Source organism: Sulfitobacter mediterraneus (genome assembly GCF_016801775.1).
GTDB classification, from domain to species: Bacteria; Pseudomonadota; Alphaproteobacteria; order Rhodobacterales; family Rhodobacteraceae; genus Sulfitobacter; species Sulfitobacter mediterraneus_A.
Window position 1 is genome coordinate 3,778,324 of record NZ_CP069004.1, and the last position, 19,243, is coordinate 3,797,566.

At 58.4% G+C, this 19,243-nt stretch carries 15 protein-coding genes; 10 read left to right on the forward strand and 5 right to left on the reverse strand.

What is annotated here, in order from left to right; translation table 11 throughout:
• Position 1: 1 nt before the first annotated feature.
• Complete coding sequence (locus JNX03_RS18515; protein ID WP_203210460.1) at positions 2–760, reverse strand: DeoR/GlpR family DNA-binding transcription regulator; 759 nt, start codon at positions 758–760, stop codon at positions 2–4.
• A 102-nt stretch (positions 761–862) separates the two neighbouring features.
• Here JNX03_RS18515 and JNX03_RS18520 point away from each other — a divergent pair, with 102 nt between their 5' ends.
• Both JNX03_RS18520 and JNX03_RS18525 read left to right on the forward strand, forming a co-directional pair.
• Positions 863–3,286 (forward strand): GcvT family protein, encoded by a 2,424-nt coding sequence (locus tag JNX03_RS18520; protein ID WP_203210461.1) that lies wholly within the window; start codon positions 863–865, stop codon positions 3,284–3,286.
• Between the two features lie 14 nt (positions 3,287–3,300).
• Positions 3,301–4,230 carry a choline/ethanolamine kinase family protein gene (locus JNX03_RS18525; protein ID WP_203210462.1) on the forward strand — a complete coding sequence of 310 codons (930 nt, stop codon included), beginning with the start codon at positions 3,301–3,303 and terminating at the stop codon, positions 4,228–4,230.
• Here JNX03_RS18525 and JNX03_RS18530 read toward each other — a convergent pair whose 3' ends face one another.
• Positions 4,231–4,989 carry an inositol monophosphatase family protein gene (locus JNX03_RS18530; protein ID WP_203210463.1) on the reverse strand — a complete coding sequence of 253 codons (759 nt, stop codon included), beginning with the start codon at positions 4,987–4,989 and terminating at the stop codon, positions 4,231–4,233. It abuts the gene before it with no gap.
• 10 nt (positions 4,990–4,999) lie between these two features.
• Positions 5,000–5,791: a DeoR/GlpR family DNA-binding transcription regulator gene (locus JNX03_RS18535; RefSeq protein ID WP_203210464.1), complete on the reverse strand. Its 792-nt coding sequence runs from the start codon at positions 5,789–5,791 to the stop codon at positions 5,000–5,002.
• A gap of 217 nt (positions 5,792–6,008) precedes the next feature.
• Between JNX03_RS18535 and JNX03_RS18540 the strand changes: the two genes are divergently transcribed.
• The 5 genes from JNX03_RS18540 to JNX03_RS18560 all read left to right on the forward strand — a co-directional run bounded on the left by JNX03_RS18540 (position 6,009) and on the right by JNX03_RS18560 (position 13,422).
• Positions 6,009–6,950, forward strand: coding sequence for an ABC transporter substrate-binding protein (locus JNX03_RS18540; RefSeq protein ID WP_203210465.1), 942 nt, complete (start codon positions 6,009–6,011; stop codon positions 6,948–6,950).
• A 79-nt stretch (positions 6,951–7,029) separates the two neighbouring features.
• Positions 7,030–8,058 carry a quaternary amine ABC transporter ATP-binding protein gene (locus tag JNX03_RS18545; protein WP_203210466.1) on the forward strand — a complete coding sequence of 343 codons (1,029 nt, stop codon included), beginning with the start codon at positions 7,030–7,032 and terminating at the stop codon, positions 8,056–8,058.
• Positions 8,059–8,066: 8 nt separating this feature from the next.
• The gene (locus JNX03_RS18550) at positions 8,067–10,088 is read left to right on the forward strand and encodes an ABC transporter permease (protein WP_244968374.1); all 2,022 of its coding nucleotides are present in this window, start codon (positions 8,067–8,069) and stop codon (positions 10,086–10,088) included.
• Positions 10,085–10,981 (forward strand): phosphotransferase, encoded by an 897-nt coding sequence (locus JNX03_RS18555; protein WP_203210468.1) that lies wholly within the window; start codon positions 10,085–10,087, stop codon positions 10,979–10,981. The genes JNX03_RS18550 and JNX03_RS18555 overlap by 4 nt, the downstream gene beginning before the upstream one ends.
• The gene (locus JNX03_RS18560; RefSeq protein ID WP_203210469.1) at positions 10,978–13,422 is read left to right on the forward strand and encodes a GcvT family protein; all 2,445 of its coding nucleotides are present in this window, start codon (positions 10,978–10,980) and stop codon (positions 13,420–13,422) included. Before JNX03_RS18555 ends, JNX03_RS18560 begins: the two co-directional genes overlap by 4 nt.
• An 85-nt stretch (positions 13,423–13,507) precedes the next feature.
• Here the strand turns inward: JNX03_RS18560 and JNX03_RS18565 are convergent, their stop codons facing one another.
• Positions 13,508–14,518 (reverse strand): LacI family DNA-binding transcriptional regulator, encoded by a 1,011-nt coding sequence (locus JNX03_RS18565; protein ID WP_203210470.1) that lies wholly within the window; start codon positions 14,516–14,518, stop codon positions 13,508–13,510.
• Between the two features lie 222 nt (positions 14,519–14,740).
• On the opposite strand from JNX03_RS18565, the gene JNX03_RS18570 reads away from it, so the two are divergent.
• Together JNX03_RS18570 and JNX03_RS18575 are read left to right on the forward strand one after the other, a co-directional pair.
• On the forward strand, positions 14,741–15,070 hold the full coding sequence (locus tag JNX03_RS18570) for a hypothetical protein (RefSeq protein ID WP_203210471.1): 330 nt from the start codon (positions 14,741–14,743) through the stop codon (positions 15,068–15,070).
• 78 nt (positions 15,071–15,148) lie between these two features.
• On the forward strand, positions 15,149–16,453 hold the full coding sequence (locus JNX03_RS18575) for a hydroxymethylglutaryl-CoA reductase, degradative (RefSeq protein WP_203210472.1): 1,305 nt from the start codon (positions 15,149–15,151) through the stop codon (positions 16,451–16,453).
• Between the two features lie 10 nt (positions 16,454–16,463).
• Here the strand turns inward: JNX03_RS18575 and JNX03_RS18580 are convergent, their stop codons facing one another.
• On the reverse strand, positions 16,464–17,807 hold the full coding sequence (locus tag JNX03_RS18580; RefSeq protein ID WP_203210473.1) for a sensor histidine kinase: 1,344 nt from the start codon (positions 17,805–17,807) through the stop codon (positions 16,464–16,466).
• Between the two features lie 289 nt (positions 17,808–18,096).
• On the opposite strand from JNX03_RS18580, the gene JNX03_RS18585 reads away from it, so the two are divergent.
• On the forward strand, positions 18,097–18,777 hold the full coding sequence (locus JNX03_RS18585; RefSeq protein ID WP_238936786.1) for an acyl-homoserine-lactone synthase: 681 nt from the start codon (positions 18,097–18,099) through the stop codon (positions 18,775–18,777).
• The last annotated feature ends 466 nt before the right edge of the window (positions 18,778–19,243 follow it).

Consider the following 19,243-nt stretch of genomic DNA (forward strand, 5'->3'; position numbering starts at 1 on the left):
CCTATTCAGCCAGTTGCAGCGTGAAGTTCTGCTTGGTCGCCGCGTCCATTTCCGGCGGTGCGGCTTCGGTCACAATCATCGGCGTGCCACCCGCAGGGGGCAGGACAAGCCCAACCAATGCTGTTGTAGGCAGGAATTTACTGCTGTCGATGGCGTAGATCGTTTGACGGGCAATGCCGGACATGGCGACCGAGATGTCATATTCGCATTGCTCTGCCACGCGGATGCCTTGCACGGGATCGACCTGAGCGGCGGTCAGGATGGCAAAATCGACCTGCATCCGCTCAATCACCTCAAAGGCTGTTCGGTCAAAGGACGCGCCGTCATAATCACGCAATTGGGTGCCGGCCATAAACACCCGATTGCCATGGATCAGGGCCAAGGTGCTGGCGATATAGGCAGAGTTGGTGACGACGGTGAGATCCTGACGTTTTTGCAGGGCTTGGGCCACAAATGCCGCTGTTGAGCCGGTGTCGATGGCAACAGACGCGCCATCGGGGATCATGTCGGCGATGTGATCTGCGATCTTGGCCTTGGCGGTGCGGTTCTGCTCCATCCTGGCGGCAAAAGGGGCGGTCAGTGGGTTGCCCACGGCGCGGATGGCCCCGTGAAGCTTTTCGATATGCCCCTGATCAACCAGCGGCTTGATGATCCGGCGCACGGTTTGATCGGTCACGTCCAGCATCCGTGCCAGATCCGTCACCGAGACAGTGCCCCGCAAAGCGACGATGTTCGCTATTTGTTGATCATATTTTCCCATGTTTTCTGTATATTACAATTTTCCTTTTGGGGAAAGCGACAAAAAATGTTGTTTTGTGTTGATTTATCGTCATGCTGAGAGAGACTCATCTGGCGGAACGACATGACACATCATCACGTAAAACATCTCATCATCGGCGGCGGCATCATCGGATGTTCCACCGCCTATCATCTGGCCAAGAACGGCGAGACCGATATCGTCCTGCTGGAGAAGGCATCGCTGACCGAAGGGGCGACCTGGCATGCGGCGGGGTTGGTGGGGCAGTTGCGATCCTCGCGCAACACCACGCGGATGCTCAAACGGTCCGTTGCGATGTACGATGCGCTTGAGGCGGAAACCGGCATGGCGTTTGACTGGAAAAAAGTCGGATCACTGAGGCTGGCGGCGACCAAGGAACGCCTGCTTGAGGCGCAACGCCTGACCACCATGGCCCGCAGTTTCGACCTGGAAATGTCGATGATCACCGCCGAAGAGGCAAAGGCGCTGTTCCCCTATATTGACGCAACCGGTTTGGAGGGTGCCGCCTATATCCCGTCGGACGGCCATGTGGACCCGGCCAGCCTGTGCCAGACCATCGCTGCCGCCGCCCGCAGAATGGGCGTGGATATCCGCCAGGGCGAAAAGGTCGAGGATTTCATCGTTGAAGAGGGCAAGATCTCCCAGGTCATCACCGATCAAGGGCGCTATAGCGCCGATACGGTGATCATGGCCGCAGGCATGTGGAGCCGGGAGCTGGGCGCAAAGCTTGGCATCAAGGTGCCGGCCTGCGCGGTTGAGCACCAGTATATCGTCACCGAACCCTTGCCGCAGCCCGAACTGGTGAAGGGCTTGCCAACCCTGCGTGATCCCGAAAGGTTGGTCTACTACAAACCGGACGCAGGCGGGCGGCTGGTCATTGGCGGTTATGAAGAAGGCACCTTGCCATTTGGTGACACCGGCATTCCCGGTGAATTTGTGCGCCAATTGTTGCCCGACAATCTGGACCGGTTTGGACCGCTGGCCGAACTGGCCGCCGAGGTCACTCCGGTGCTCAACGAGGTGGGCATCCGGCAGGTGATCAACGGGCCGATCCCCTATTCGGCGGATGGTGATTTTGTCATGGGATGGGCACCGGGTTTCGACAATCTGATGATGGCGACCGGGTTCCTTTATGGCATTGCCGCAGGTGGTGGGGCAGGCGAGATGATTGCGGAATGGATCATTGAAGGACGGCCATCATTGGATCTTTGGCCGCTGGACGTGCGCCGTTTTGGCCCGCATCACGGCAGCCGCGCTTTCATGTATCCCCGCGCGGTGGAACATTACGCGCATCACTACAAAATGCGCTACCCCGGTCAGGAACATGAAACCGCCCGACGCCTGCGCCTGTCTCCACTCTATCAAACGTTGAAAGACAAAGGTGCGGTGTATGGATCGAAAAACGGCTGGGAGCGGCCCTTGTGGTTTGCACCGGACGGGGTGGACCCCGTGGACCAGCTCGATTTTCTGAATCCCGGCTGGCAGCAGTTTTCCGAACAGGAACACAAGGCGGTGCGCGAAGGTGTGGCGCTGATAGATCAATCCAGCTTTGCCAAGTTCGAGATGTTCGGCCCTTCCGCCTTGGACACGCTGCAGCATCTTGCAGCCTGTAACATGGACAAGCCGGAGGGCAGTGTCATCTATGCGCAGCTGTGTAACAAGGCGGGCGGGATCGAGGCGGATCTGACCATCACAAGGTTGGGCGCAGATCATTTCTATATCGTCACCGGGTCGGGCTTTGGCGTGCATGACGCCGATTGGATCCGCCGCCACATGCCCCAAGACGGCAGTTGTCATTTGATCGAAGTGACCTCGGCCCGCGCGGTGATCAATATCTGCGGTCCCAAATCGCGACAGGTGCTGCAATCGATCTGCGAGGAAGACCTGTCAAACGCGGCTTTCCCCTTTGGCACGGCTCAAAACATCACCCTTGGCGCGGCACCGGTGCGGGCGGTACGTATCGGATTTGTTGGCGAATTGGGCTGGGAATTGCATGTGCCGACCGAATTTGGCGCACATGTCTATGACCAACTGTGGCAGGCGGGACAGGGACAGGGCATCTGCAATGTCGGTTACCGCGCGATCGACAGTCTGAGGCTGGAAAAGGGGTATCTCTACTGGTCGGGTGACATCTCCCCCGATTACACCCCCATTGAGGCGGGGCTCGGGTTCCGGGTGCACCTGAAATCAGGTGGAGATTTCATCGGCCGCGAGGTTTTGGCGCAGCAAAAGCAGGATGGGCCAAAGCGCCGGTTGTGTACCTTTGTGACGGAGGCCAGGCTGCCGCTTTATGGGGGGGAAACCATCATCCATAACGGGCAGACAGTCTCTCTAGCCACAGCGGCGGGGTTTGGGCATAGCGCCGGCAAAACCATCCTCTTTGGCTATCTGGACAAGGCGCTATGGGATGAGATCGATTTTGAGGTTGAGGTGTTTGGCCAGCGCCATCCCATCGCCAAGGTCGAGGGGCCGTTGTACGATCCGGAAAACACACGATTGAAATCCTAAGGGGAGGGCAGGACATGACAGAACATGCAACGCGGGTGTTGGAGCAACTGAAGGTGCTGCCAGCCTATGCCGATTTGAGCGAAGAGAACTGCACCATCACGCGGCTCGGGGGGCTGACCAATCTGGTACACCGCGTCGATTGTGCGGCGGGCAGTGTGATCGTGCGTATCCCCGGTGATGGCACCGAAGAATATATCGACCGCGCAGTTGAGATCACCAACGCCCACGCGGCCCATGCCGCGGGGGTGTCACCAGAGGTGCTTTGGGCTGATGCGAAGACCGGCGTGATGATTTCAGTGGCCGTACCGGGCATCACCACCATGACGCCGCAGAATTTCAAAAACATTCCCGGCGCGGCAGAGCGGGCCGGAAAGGCGCTGGCCCAATTGCACACTTCGGGTGAGACCTTTGATTTCCGGTTTGAGCTGTTTGCGATGATCGACGACTACCTCAAAATCCTGTCGACCAAGGATGTGGACCTGCCCGATGGCTATCACGATGTGGTCAAGGCGGCTGAACCGGTCAAGGCAGCGCTGGCCGCCCATCCTGCACCGCTCGCCCCCTGCCATTGTGATCCTTTGTCCGAGAATTTTCTCGATGACGGGACAAAGATGTGGATCGTGGATTGGGAATATTCGGGCATGAACGACCCGCTGTGGGATGTGGGGGATCTGTCCGTGGAGGCCGAGATGGACGCGGAGAGAGAGGCAGAGCTGCTGCAAGGCTATTTTGGCCGCGCGCCCACGGACGAGGAGATGGGCCGTGTGGTGATCTACAAGGCGATGTGCGATCTGCTTTGGACCCTATGGGGATTGATCCAGCATGCGGATGGCAATGATGCCGAAGATTTCTGGGCCTATGCCACGGGCCGATTTGCACGCTGCCGCGCCTTGATGGACAACCCTGATTTCGACGCGCATGTGGCGGCGGTCGCGGCGCGCTGATCAGCCGGTGATCTGAGCCAGCAACGCCTGATGCAGCTCCGGCGTTGCCGCTGTCACCACCCGGCCGTCGGAACCAAGCGTCAGGGCCGCGCCCTCCCAATCTGTCATCACGCCGCCAGCGGCCTCGATCAGGCTGACCAAGGGCAGGTAATCATAAGGCTCCAGCCCAAAATCCACCACCGCATCAATGCGCCCGGCGGCGACCATGGCGTGGGGGTAACAATCATAGGCCATGCGGCGCGTGTGGCCGATCCGGCAAAGCCGCCTGAAAAGGGCAGGGTTATGGGAGAAAATACGCTCCGCCTCGTTGATATAGACCATCGCCTGATCAAGCTGTTTGGTGGACCGGCAATGAATGGGCGTGCCATTGCATTCGGCTGTGCCGCCGCGCAGACCCACAAATGTCTCGCCAAGGGCGGGCATCTGGACCAGGCCCAATTGCGGCACGCCGCCCACCAGATGGCCGATCAACATGCCAAACAGCGGCGATCCGGTGATAAAAGATCGTGTTCCATCAATGGGGTCGATGATCCAAGAGGGGCCATCCAATGATCCGGAGATCCCGTGTTCCTCGCCAAAGATAGCATGATCGGGAAACACCTTCGCCAGTTCCGCACGGATATAGCTTTCGGTCTCGCGATCAGCCACTGTCACCGGGCTGTCATCGGCCTTTTCGATGATGTCCAAAGGCGCACGGAAATACTTCATCGCCACGGCGCTGGCCTCATGCGCGATGCGCACTGCTTCTGACTTGATCATCGGGGGGTCCTTATGTTTGCGGCGTATGGATGGAAATACCCCATCCGGCGCAGGCTTTGCTCAGATCCTCGGGCGGACGCTGGTCCGTAGCGAGAATATCAACCAGTGTCGGATCACCGATCAGAATCGGGGCTTCCCGGCCAAACTTGCTGGAATCAGCGGCCATGATCCGGGTGCCCGCACGCTGGAGAATCAGCCGTGAAAACTGCGCCTCTTCGAGATCAAACAGCGCGAATCCCTGTCCGGCGGTGATCCCGGCGGAGGACATAACGGCAAAGTCGGTGTTGAAGTTTGCCGCAAAATCCATCGCCGCATGGCCAAAGGCACCGCCGTCATGGCTGCGCAAACGTCCGCCCGCCATATAGACGCAATTGTCATTTCGCATCGCCAGTTTGGATGCCACATGAATGGAGTTCGTTACAACCGTCAGGCGATGACGCTCGCGCAAGGCATCGGCGATATGGGCCGTGGTGCTGCCGATATCGAGAAACAGAGACGCCCCGTCGGGGATAAGCTTGCATACAGATCGCGCAATGGCCTTTTTGGCGTCGATGTTCTCGCTAAAGCGTTGTTTGAACGTGCCTTCTTCTTGCTGTTCCTGGTCTTGATCCGCGACGTTCAAACGGACGCCGCCGTGCATCTTTTCGACCAAGCCGCCCTCAACCAGAGACCGCAAATTGCGGCGCACGGTTTCGCTGGTGACGTTCAACTCTGACGCGATGGCGCCCACCCGCAAGGATCCACCCGCACGGCGCAGCGCATCCATGATTTCCTGTTGGCGGTGATTGGCGAGCGGGTCCATGACAGGGCATTTCTTCTAAGGGGACAGGTGGCTTTCATTTAGGCATATCACGCCACGTTAAGGCAAGTGAAACAACAAAAAACCTCAAAATCCAACATTTTTTGCCAGATAACCACATTTGTTGTTGCTTTATGTGTTTTTTCAGGGAGATTAAGGGAAGCTCGTGATGCAGAGACAAAAACGCCGCACCGGGCGCAGACCAGCAAGGAGGCTGACGATGACTACATCTAAACTGACGGCTGCGGGACTTGCTCTCGCGCTATCGACCGCGGGCGCATTTGCGGACGTTGAATCTTCTGACCCGATCAAATTGACCACCCATGACTGGACCGGCCAGATCATCACCACGACCCTGATGGGGGAGGTGCTGAAAAAGGCGGGCTATAATGTTGAATATGTGCAGGCCGATTACATCGCGCAATTTGCCGGATTGAAAACCGGCGATCTGCACGTGGCCATGGAAATCTGGGAAACCACCGGCAAAGAGGCCATGGACGAAGCGATTGGCACCGGCAACGTGGTCAGCGCAGGCCCAACCGGCATGAAGGCCATCGAGGAATGGTGGTATCCGGCCTATATGGAAGAACGCTGCCCCGGCTTGCCCGATTGGGAAGCGTTGAACGATTGTGCCAGCGAATTTGCTACAGCCGAAACCGCCCCGATGGGCCGGTATCTGGGCGGCCCCGTCACATGGGGCGGCTTTGATGAAGAGCGGATCGAAGCGCTTGAGATGGATTTCGAAGTGGTCCACGCGGGCACGGATGCCGCGCTATTTGCAGAGCTTGAGGCGGCCTATCAGCGGCAAGACCCGATTGTCCTGTGGATCTATTCCCCACATTGGGCACCGTCCAAATATGACGGCAAATTCGTGGAATTCCCGCCCTATTCGGAAGAATGCTATGCGGACCCATCTGTTGGTATCAATCCAGATGCCGCCTATGACTGCGGCAAGCCGCGCGGCGAGATCTTCAAGGTGGCCTGGTCCGGCGTGGCCGACAAATGGCCCGGCGCATCCGAGGCGATCAATGATTTCCATATCACCAGTGATGAAATGGGCGCCATGGTTGGCGCGGTCGATCTGGATGGCAAAACCGTTGACGCGGTTGTGGCCGAATGGATGGCCAACAACGAAAGCACCTGGCAGGGTTGGATCAACTAAACCCGCCTGAACTTCTCCGGGGCGGTGCCGCATCGCCCCGGACCAAACACCCCTTTCTCATGTCACAGGATCACGCCGGATGTCGCGTAACGTTATGCTGGATTGCTCTAACGTCTGGAAGCTGTATGGCCCGCAGGCCGATGCCTTTCTGACCGCTCACAACGGGGCGCCAAGTGATGGCGATCTGGCCAAGGCCAAGATGATCGGCGCGGTGCGCGGCGTGGATGTGCAGATCGAAGACGGCGAGATTTTTGTGATCATGGGCCTGTCCGGCTCGGGCAAATCGACGCTGGTGCGTTGTTTGTCGCGATTGGTTGAACCGACCGCCGGGGCGATCAATTTTGAAGGTCAGGATTTGCTGACCATTTCCGAGGCGGATTTGATCGAGATACGTCGCAAGAAGATGGGCATGGTGTTTCAACATTTTGCCCTGTTGCCGCATCTGACAGTCTTGCAAAACGTAGCCTTTCCCTTGGATGTTCAGGGCGTTGACCGCACCACCCGCGAGGCACGCGCGCATGAGATGATCGAAACCGTCGGTCTGAAAGGGCGCGAGGATTATTACCCGCGCCAGCTTTCTGGTGGCCAGCAACAGCGTGTCGGGATCGCCCGATCCTTGGTGACTGAACCCGACCTTTGGTTTCTCGATGAGCCGTTTTCGGCGCTTGATCCCTTGATCCGCCGCGAGATGCAGGACGAGTTTTTGCGCCTGCAATCCATGCTGAAGAAAACCATCGTCTTTATCACCCACGACTTTGACGAGGCGATCCGCCTTGCCGACCGGATCGCGGTGATGAAGGACGGGCGGATCGAACAGACCGCCACCCCTGAGGAATTGATGACCAACCCCGCCACGCCCTACGTGGCCGAGTTCACGCGCCACGTGAACCGTTCCAAGGTGGTCAAGTTACGCTCCATCGCGGTGCCGGTGGACCCGGATGCCACCTATGCCGGTGATCTCCCCGCCCGCATGACCGTGGCCGAAGCGATGGAGCAGATCGATGCCGCCGCGCACCCGTTCAAAGTGGTTGAGGCAGACGGCACGGTGATCGGCGCAGTGGATGCCCAAACCGCGATTTCCGTCATGATCGGGCGCAACGCCAAATGACGGATCAAGTGGCAGATCATCCCCCTCTCAAGGGCGGCAAGGCGCGCTGGCTGACCGGTGGACGGCTGTTCTGGCTGATCCTCTTGGCGGTCACATGGGCCGCTTCAACCTGGTCCTTTGCGCTGTACAAGGCGCTGGATGCCCGTTGGATCGTACGCTTTCCCAAAGCCTACCAGATCTCCGTGGACGACTGGCTGTCGGATTTCACCAAATGGCTGGTGGAGGATCTGAGTTTCGGCTGGTTTACCTTTCGCGATGTCACGCGGTTCATCGCCAGCCTGATTGAAGCGCCCTATGATCTGGTGCGGTCGCTGCTACTGGATGGGTTTGCCAAAGGTCAGGGCCAGCAGGCGGTCGAGATTGTGCCCGCGCTGAGCTGGATCGCGATCATCTTTGTCTTTGTGGCATTGGCCAAATACGCCCGTGGCTGGAAGCTGGCCGCGCTGGTCGGCACCTGTTTTGCCTATCTCGCCATCTTTGGCCAATGGGACAGCGCAATGGTCACGCTGGCATCGGTTCTCATCGCGGTGCCCATCGGGGCGGTGGGTGGTCTTTTGCTTGGCATTGCGGCCTATCGGTCCGCACAGATGGAACGGCTGATGCGGCCGGTTCTGGATCTGATGCAAACAGTGCCGGTGTTTGCCTATCTGGTGCCGATCCTTGTTCTTTTCGGCTTTGGCCCGGTGGCGGCCCTGATTGCGACGGTGATCTATGCCATGCCGCCAATGGTCCGCAACACAACGGTGGCCTTGCAGTCTGTCCCAGAGCAATTGATCGAAGCGGGCAAGATGATGGGCTGCAAACGTCGCCAGTTGATGTGGAAGGTTATGGTGCCTGCGGCGCTGCCGTCGATCATGGTTGGCGTCAATCAGGTGATCATGCTGACTCTGAACATGGTGATCATTGCCTCGATGATCGGGGCAGGGGGGCTGGGCTATGACGTGCTGACCTCGCTGCGCCGTCTGGACATTGGCGGCGGGGTTGAGGCCGGGTTTGCCATTGTGGTCATGGCCATCGCGCTGGACCGGCTCAGCCAGGCTTTTGCCGAACGCCAGTTGCGCCCGCAACCCGACCTGAGCCTGCCTTTGCCAAAGCGTTACCCTTGGGTGACGGCCACGATTGCGGTCATTGTCTGTGCCACGCTGGCCAGCCTGTTCATCCCGTTCTTTCGTGTCTACCCCGCCGAACAAGCGCTGACGACCGGCACGATCTGGGAAACCACGATTGCCTGGATCAATATCAATTTCTTTGATGCCATCGACGCGGTGAAAACCTTTTTGCTGACCTGGCTGTTGTTGCCGGTGAAACAATTCTTTGGCGGCATTCCTTGGCCGGTTGGTGTTGTGGTGACAGGGCTGGCCGCAGGGCGTGCGGGCGGTTGGCGTCTGGGGCTTCTGGCGGCAGCGATGATGCTGTTCATTGCGGCGACAGGCCTGTGGAACAAGGCGATGATCACCATCTACCTGACCTCGGTTGCGGTGCTTCTGGCCAGCGTTATCGGCATTCCCTTGGGCATCTGGGCGGGCCAGAACGCGCGGGCCAACTCGGTCATCGGGGCGATCATCGACACCCTGCAAACCCTGCCCAGTTTTGTCTACCTGATCCCGGTGATCATGTTGTTCCGGGTCGGCGATTTTTCCGCGCTCATTGCCATTGTCCTATATGCGCTGGCCCCCGCCGTGCGCTACGCCGCCCATGGCATCCGCAGCATTGACCCCGAACTGATCGAGGCGGGCAAGGTTGCCGGCTGCACCAATTGGCAATTGCTGCGCCGGATCAAACTGCCACTGGCTGCGCCGTCGCTTTTGCTGGGGCTGAACCAGACCATCATGCTGGCCCTGTCAATGCTGGTGATTACCGCGCTCGTCGGCACCCGTGATCTGGGCCAGGAGGTCTATATCGCGCTGACCAAGGCCAATGTCGGCAAGGGGATCGTCGCAGGACTTGGCGTTGCCTTCCTTGCGATCATTGCAGACCGGGTGGTCAACGCGCTGGCGCGTCAATCACGCGAAAGGTTGGGATTGGAATGACTGTATCTGCCGAACTTTTGGCTCGGGTGGGCGCTCTGCCCTGCTTTGATGCTCCGCAAAATATCGAGGCGTTGGGCGGCGGGATCACCAACGTGAACCTCACGGTCGAGGATCAGGGGCGCAAGTTCGTGGTCCGGCTGGGCGATGACATTCTGGAACACGGGGTCATGCGTTGGAACGAGCTGTCGATTGCACGGGCCGCCGCGCAGGCGGGGGTGTCGCCAGCGGTCCATCACTTTGAACAAGGGGTGATGGTGCTGGAATTTGTTGATGCCGCGCCGCTCGCCGCAGAAGACCTGCATGATCCGGCGCTGTTGGTGGACGTGACCAAAATGATCCGCGCCATGCATCGCGATGTTGAGGCACAGGTCACAGGGCCGGTTTTGTCGTTCCATGTGTTTCACATCCTGCGCAGCTATGCTGCGTTTCTGGAAGCCAACGGATCATCCCACCGGCCCCTTCTGCCGGATTTGATGGCGCAGGCCGATCAACTGCAGGCGGCGGTCGGCAAGATCGATCTGGTGCTGGGCCACAATGATCTGTTGCCCGCCAATATTCTGCGCGGTGCGGACCGGCTTTGGCTGATTGACTGGGAATATGGCGGGTTCAACACGCCCCTGTTTGATCTGGGCGGTCTGGCCACCAACGCGGGGCTGGAGCCGGAGGCAGAGGCGCTGATGCTGCGCAGCTACTTTGACGCCGCGCCCGATGCCGATCTGATGCGGCGCTATGGTGCGATGAAATGCGCCTCCCTGCTGCGCGAAACCATGTGGAGCATGGTGTCCGAAATCACCTCAGCGCTGGAGTTCGACTATGCCAGCTATTCCAAAGAAAACCTGTCCAATTACCGACAGGCCTATGCCACCCAATTCCCTGCAAGAGGCCAATCATGAGTGACTTTCCAAAAACGGCGCAGGCCGTCATCGTTGGCGGCGGCATTGTCGGCTGTTCCACGGCGTATCATCTGGCCAAGCTTGGCTGGGAGGTGGTTCTGCTGGAACGCAAAAAGCTGACCTCCGGCACCACATTTCACGCGGCGGGCCTTGTCGGTCAGTTGCGCTCCAGCGCGAATATCACCCAGTTGCTGGGCTATTCGGTGGATCTGTACAAAACGCTGGAGGCCGAAACCGGCCTTGGCACCGGCTGGAAGATGAACGGCGGTTTGCGGCTGGCCTGTAACGAGGAACGCTGGACCGAGGTCAAGCGGCAGGCGACCACCGCGCATTCCTTTGGTCTGGACATGCAGCTTCTGACCGCGAAAGAGGCGCAGGATCTGTGGCCGTTGATGCAGGTCGATGACGTGATCGGCGCGGCCTACCTGCCCACGGACGGGCAGGCCAACCCGTCCGACATCACCCAAGCCTTGGCAAAAGGCGCCCGGATGGCCGGTGCGCGGATCTTTGAAGACACCAAGGTTTTGTCCGTGGATGTTGAAGGCGGCGTGATCAAAGGCGTCGAGACCGACAAGGGCCGGATCGACACGCCCATTGTGATCGCCTGTGCCGGGCAATGGACCCGCACCTTTGCCAAATCGGTGGGGGTCAATGTGCCGCTGGTACCGATGGAGCATCAATACATGGTCACCGAACGGATCGAGGGAGTGACGCCCGATCTGCCAACCCTGCGTGATCCGGACCGCTTGACCTACTACAAGGAAGACGTCGGCGGATTGGTCATGGGCGGTTATGAGCCGAACCCGAAACCATGGGCCGTGGACGGCATTCCCAAGGATTTCCATTATACCCTGCTCGACAGTGATTTTGACCATTTTGAGCAGATGATTGAATTGTCATTGGGCCGGGTGCCCGCCCTGCAAACCGCAGGGGTCAAGCAACTGGTGAACGGGCCGGAAAGCTTTACCCCAGATGGCAACTTCATTCTGGGCGAAGCGCCGGAGCTGAAAAATTTCTTCGTTGGCGCTGGCTTCAACGCCTACGGCATTGCCGCCGGTGGTGGCGCGGGCATGGCCCTGGCCGAATGGGTCGCCAAGGGCGAGCCGCCCTATGATCTGTGGCCCGTGGACATCCGCCGCTTTGGTCGCCCGCATTTTGACGACGATTGGATCCGCACCCGCACGGTTGAGGCCTATGGCAAACACTACACAATGGCATGGCCGTCCGAAGAACATGACAGTGGACGCCCTTGCCGCAAATCCCCGCTCTATGAACATCTCAAGGCCAAGGGTGCGGTGTTTGGCGAAAAGCTGGGTTGGGAACGGCCCAACTGGTTTGCCGATACTGCGGCAGGCGAGGCGCAGAAAGACATCTACAGTTTCCAGCGCCCCAATTGGCATGATGCGGTGGGCCGCGAACACAAGGCAGCCCGAGAGGCAGCGGTGCTGTTTGACCAAACCTCCTTTGCCAAGTTCACCCTCAAAGGCCCCGACGCAGAGGCGGCTTTGGGCTGGATCGCGGCGAACAACGTGGCGCGTCCGGTTGGATCGCTGATCTACACACAAATGCTGAACGATCGCGGCGGGATCGAATGTGACCTGACAGTGGTGCGCATGGCGCAGGATGAATATTACATCGTCACCGGCACCGGTTATGCCACCCATGACTTTGACTGGATTTCGCGCAACATTCCTGCGGGCATGAACGCGCAGCTGTTCGATATCACCTCATCCAATGCTGTTCTGTCTCTGATGGGGCCAAGGGCGCGGGATATCCTTGCGGCGGTCACCCGCGATGATGTCAGCAACGATGCGTTCCGCTTTGGCACGGCCAAGACAATCGGCATAGCGGGATGTCCGGTGAATGCCCTGCGTGTGACATATGTCGGTGAGCTGGGGTGGGAGCTGCATCTGCCTGTTGAATATGCCACCACGGTTTATGAGGCATTGCATAAGGCGGGCGCGGAACACGGCCTTGTCGATGCAGGCTACCGCGCGATTGAAACCCTGCGGTTGGAAAAAGGCTACCGCGCATGGCCGTCCGACATTGGTCCTGATCACACACCGGACGAGGCCGGTCTGGGTTGGGCGGTAAAGATGAAACAGAATATCGATTTCAAAGGCCGCGCGGCGATTGAGGCGCAGCGGGCCGGACAGTTGCGCAAGATCCTCACGACCTTCACCACCGATCCCGATGTGATCCTGTCTGGCCGCGAGACGATCTATCGCGACGGCGTGCGGGTCGGCTATCTCAGCTCAGGCGGCTTTGGGCATCACGTGAACAAATCCATTGGCATGGGCTACGTGCGCATGGATGGCGGTTTGACGGCCGAAGATGTGATGGCCGGAGACTATGAGCTGGAGGTGGCCACAGAACGTGTCAAAGCCGAAGTCAGCCTAGCGCCGCTTTATGATCCCAGAATGGAGCGTGTCAAAGCATGACATCGGTTCGCGCCCTTTGAAGGTGGGCGCGATCCGAAAAAGGGGCATGTCGCACGGGTTGGTCACCCGCGCGGATGCCCCTTTTTCACGGCAGGTTCTCTGCCACGTGAATGTTGATCGGGCTGGGGATGAATGCGGGAAGCTCATCGGCCAAAACCGCGCGAATTGCCTTGCGACCCATATCAACGGTGTCATGAGAGATCACAAACCGGAAAAGCCCGCTGTGCAGGGCTTCGCGGCTGAAGGGTGTCACCTCATGCCCGATGATCACCGGCGCGGGGTCAAACGATTGCGCAAATGCGGCCAGGCCACCGGGCTGGCTGCCACCGGCGATATAGATACCGGCCAGATCGGGGTGGGCCTGAGCGAGATCTTCCATAATGGTCGCCGACCGCGTGGGGTCTTGGCCAAAAGGCGGCGTGGTCGTCACGGCTTGGCCCGGGCGCAACGCAGCGCAGATCTGCCCAAACCCCGCCTGCCGGTCCAGAAAGTGCCGAAACTGGAAGTTGCTGAGCATGACCGCAAGAGTGCCTGTCCTGTCGCCAAGCGCGCCCAGCATCAGCCGCCCTGCGGTGCGTCCCGCCGCAAGGTTGTCTTGACCGATATAAGCGGTGCGTTTGGCGCGGGGCGTATCAGATACAAAGGTCAGCACTTTGATGCCGCGCCTTTGCAGCGCCTCAAGGGCGGCTTCAACCTCGGGCGCTTCGACGCCCACGGCAATTACGGCGGCAATATCCGATTTCACCCGGCGCAACTGGCCCGACAGGGTATCGGGATCATAGGGATCAAATTCGCGGAAACGGATGGTCAGATTGGTGTATTTGAACAGGTCAATCGCGGCCTCAAGACCATCGCGCAGCACCTTGAAAAACGGGTTAGGCCCGACGGGCACAAAAACCTCGACCCCCGCAGGCTGCGCGGCCACGCGCGAGGTCAGGACATCCGGGGCATACCCCAATTCCTTAAGCGCGGCCTCGACCTTGGATTTGGTGCTGGATTTGACACCGGGCCTTGCATTGAGAACCCGGTCGATGGTTGCACGGGACAATCCCGTCAGCCTGATAACGTCCCCGATGCGAGCGCGTTTTCTGGTCACAACGATCCTTTGCAGCCGGTGCGATACAATGCAGAGTAGACGTGCACAGCTTCTGCTTGCAGGTTCTGATTGCCCTTTCAAACTACCATGGATTGAACAAATTGCGAGTGTCATATTTTTGAGGCAATTGTTTCATGTTTTTGACGTAATCCATTCTTTTCCTTGCGAAAAGTTTTTTACCTCCGTAGACAGTGCATACTTGAATTCGGAAAGGAAAATGTGATGGTGACCCGCAAGCCGGACGATCCGGCGGATGAGGTGCCTTCGGTCGTAGATCTGATTGCATTCAAATCGCAACGCATTTCCCTCTACAGCCACGCGCTTGAGGCGCAGCGTCAGGCGACCGCCGACAACAATGGCGATCCGGAGACAAAGTTTCATCCGCTGCTCTCTACCGAAGGCTTGATGCTGGCGTCGAAACTGATCGAAGATGTTGCCTATTCCTTTGCGACGCGGATTCCCGAACAGGAGGTCATTGGCCTGTTGTCGCTTTCTGCCAAGATCGAACGGGAGATGCACCGGCTTGATGGTCTGGATTTGAGCCAGCGGTAGGATCACGAGGCCATGGTTGCATCCCTATGATTTTGGCTGATGATGGCGCTGGCCGTTCCCAGATTTCAAAGGCACATCATGAATTCCAAAAATCACCACAAAGGTAAACTGTTGTCCTCGCGCATCGAAGGGTTGCGTGATCTTGCGCCCCAAGATCGCTTGAACCGGGTGGGAGCAGCAGCCGGATTGGGGGCAGCGGACATCGAGGCATTGTCCGGGGCAGGGGCGCTTGATCCCGGTACGGCGGATGCAATGATCGAGAATGTGATCGGGGCATTCGAACTGCCCATGGGCGTGGCGACTAATTTTATCGTGAACGGCCGCGAAGTTCTGGTGCCAATGGCGGTGGAAGAGCCGTCTGTGGTGGCTGCGGCCTCCCATATGGCCAAGATCGCCCGATCCTGCGGCGGCTTTACCGTTCAGAGCACCGCGCCGATCATGCGGGCGCAAATCCAGATCCTTGAACTGGGTGACGTTGCAAAGGCTCGTGCGCAGCTTCTGTCGCAGGAGGCGGCACTGGTGGCGCAGGCCAATGCCTGCGATCCGGTGCTGGTGGAATTGGGCGGCGGATGCCGGGGCATTGAGGTGCATATCTTTGAAACCTCGCCCATCGGCCCGATGGCGGTGCTGCACCTGCTGGTTGATGTGCGTGATGCGATGGGGGCAAATGCTGTCAACTCGATGGCGGAAACCCTTGCGCCGATGGTCGAAGAGATCACCGGCGGCAAGGTGCGGCTGCGTATATTGTCCAACCTTGCCGACAAACGGCTGGTCAATGCGCGGGTAGAACTGCCTTTTGCAGCCTTGGACACCAAGACGCTGAATGGGCGCGATGTGGCGCAGGGCATTGTGGAGGCCTGCACGCTGGCACTGATCGACCCCTACCGCGCGGCGACCCACAACAAGGGGATCATGAACGGCATTGATCCGGTGGTTCTGGCAACCGGCAATGACTGGCGAGCGATCGAGGCGGGCGCACATGCCTTTGCGGCGCGATCTGGCCAGTACCGTGCTTTAACCACTTGGGAACTGGCGGATGGCGATACTTTGGTTGGAACGCTGGAGATGCCGATGGCCGTGGGCATTGTCGGCGGCGCGACCCGCACCCATCCGGCAGCGCAGGCGGCGCTGCGGTTGATGAATATATCCTCTGCGCAGGAATTGGGCGAGATCTGCGCGGCGGTGGGGCTGGCGCAGAACATGGCCGCGCTCAAGGCGCTGGCGACCGAAGGCATTCAAAAGGGGCATATGGCCCTGCATGCCCGAAACATCGCCATCACTGCTGGCGCCAAAGGGCCGGATGTGGAGAGGGTCGCCAGGATGTTGGTGCACAAAGGTGAGATCAACGTCACTGCGGCCAAAGCCATTCTGGCCGCAGGTTGATTGTTCTGCCCTAGCTTGCCTCGGCGGCGTAAACCTCAGCAGGCATCGCGGCGCGGTCAAATTCGACAAAGAAGGTCGTGCCCTTGTCCGGGTTCGGAACATAATCGATTGTGCCACCATGGGCCTCGACGATCTTTTTGGAGATGTTCATGCCTAAACCTGTACCACCGGCGCGGCGTTGATCGGAGGAATCAAGCTGGCTAAAGCGGTCAAAGACCTTTTCCTTGTCTGCAGTTGCCAGGCCAATCCCCTGATCACGAACCAGAATGCGCAGTTTGTCATCCGTGGCGACCATGGAAATTTCAACTTCACCGCCCTCGAACGAGAATTTCGCCGCGTTGGACATGATGTTGGTCACAACCTGTTCCAATCGCGCTTCGTCTGCGCTCACATAGACATCGTCCGGCATATCGCCCAGGACGTAACGCACATTCAGACCATCTGCATAAGGTTCCAGCGAGGCCACACAGCGGCGGATCACAGTATCGGCTTTGACGGTTTCAAATGAGAACGACATCTTGCCCGACTCAATCTGTTGCAGGTCCAGAAGTTCGGCAATCAAGGCATGCAGCCGTGACGCGTTGCGCTGGGCGATGCCCAAGGCGTTTTGCAATTTGTCAGGCATCGGGCCAAGCGCACCTGCACATGCCAGATCAAGCGAGCCTTTGACCGAGGTCAGAGGTGTGCGCAATTCGTGGCTGATGGTGGCCAGAAACTCGGACTTCGACCGCAGGGCGTTCTTGGTGGTCTCATGTTCGATCTGCAGCTTTTGAAGCTGCTGGCGGTTGCGTTCGTAGAACTTCATATAGATGCGCGAGCAATCAATGATGAAATAGACCACAAAGATACTGGTAAAGAACTGCGCCCACAGTTCGGAATGCAAAGGTGCGCTGGTCTGCCAGATATCCCAGACCGGGATAAACAGGAACGTCACACCATAGATCAACAGGCGCATCACGATCAGTGACAGGATCTGGTGGTTGTTCATCGCGGCGAAAAGCGCAGCCGCGAACAAGAAGAACAGCGGCATGAAATGGGTGGTTGGACCCTGAGCCAAAGAAATGGACAGGGCAAAGAATGCGATAATGCCGGCGCTGACCACTGTGCCGATCTGGACCAGCATCAGGCAGGTGAAGGCCTCGCGGTCACTGGAATAGTCATTGAGCTGCATGATCCGGCGAAAGCACATGAAATCGAAGATCTCTGATGCGATCACAAGGCACAGGGTAAAGGCGGCCATCAGGGGGCTGTAGTAATACGCCTCCAGCAAAAGTGCAGATCCAAAAATCGCCTGACGCTGCCAAAACAGACCCAGACCAGCCTTGGCATAATCCTTCAGCTGATAGGTCAGCATTTCTGCAACCCCATCCTGGTGTTGCTGATCTGATATTTGCCCGCTCTCGTACATTGTTGTGAGCCATTCTGTTGTTTCAGAGCTGCAGACACAAAAATGGTTCTGCACATACCACTTAGCAACTAGACAAACACCAAAGTAAGGTGCAATTGTGGCGTGAATGGGGTCATTGCACTCAACCTAAAGATGTTTGAGCGAAGACGGGGCGACATTAGGCGTGACTGCGGAGAAGCGGATAACTCAATATTCTAAGGCTCAAAGGGTCTTTCCCGATCTTGCGCGGCCGGAGTTGCCAATTGCATCGGGCACGTTTTCGGCACAATTGCCGGAGCCTGCACGCGGTGCGCGGCTGGGTGAGGGGCCGGTCATCGTGGATGGCCATGTCCGGGCCAGCACCATATCGATTCACAATCTGCATCTGCATGGCGAATTGTTCACCAGCTATCTGCGGGCCCGGCATGAGACTTTCATCGTGGGTCGTGGCTGGAAACTGCCCGAGGTCGACGGGATGGAATTTGACCAGTACGACACCCCGCTCAGCCGCTGTGTGGTTTTGCATGAATATGGTGAGATCCTCGCGGGCATCCGGCTGACCCCGACCACCGCCCGTTGTGGCGCCTATACCTATATGATCCGCGACGCGCAGTTGGGGATGTTGCCCGATATTCCGTCGGACCTTCTGTTTATGGAAGCGCCGGTCAAGGAACACATCTGGGAGGCCACACGTTTGTTTGTCTCTCACAACGTTAGCTCTGACCGCCGGCTGAAGATCCAGACAATCTTGATGCAGCAGATGGCCCTCTCCGCGCAAGAACTTGGCATATCGCATATCATCGGGATTGTTCCGGCGGTGTTCCAACGCTGGATGAAGCGGATCGGGATGAGCGCGTTTCCTGTCGGTCCACTGTTGAGCATCGAAGGCGACCGGACCCAAGCCGCAATGATGCGGGTCGGCGTGCGCTCCAACTAGACGGCCTGCGCTTCCGCGCCGTTCACTCTTTACCATAGTATAAAGACCAGTGGTTTTGCTGGGGCGCGGCTGGCACGAACCTGTCGGCGGCCCGCCACTGTAAAGGCTATTCCTCCTATACATGGTCATCCTGTTCATCCGGCTCTTGGGGCAGGGGGGCACCGTATTCGCACTTAAGAGAATCAAATTTTGGCCATCTGGCGGGATTCGGGCTGCGCCGCGGGGTGAGTCTGGGGGATTTGAACGTGAGTCTCCTCTCAGAAAGGACATATCCCTGTGGATAACCTCAAAGGGGCGGCTATCAGACCCATTGCTCCCCTAGGGTAAAGCCTCAAATCTTCCTGGATCAGCGGGTTTTTGCGCGAGAGTTTCGATGTAAGTCATTGAAATTTCACGATTCTGATGAAATTTCGCAAAAACTTCATTTTTCTTGTAAAAAGCGCTTGCGGGTTTTGATCCATAACCT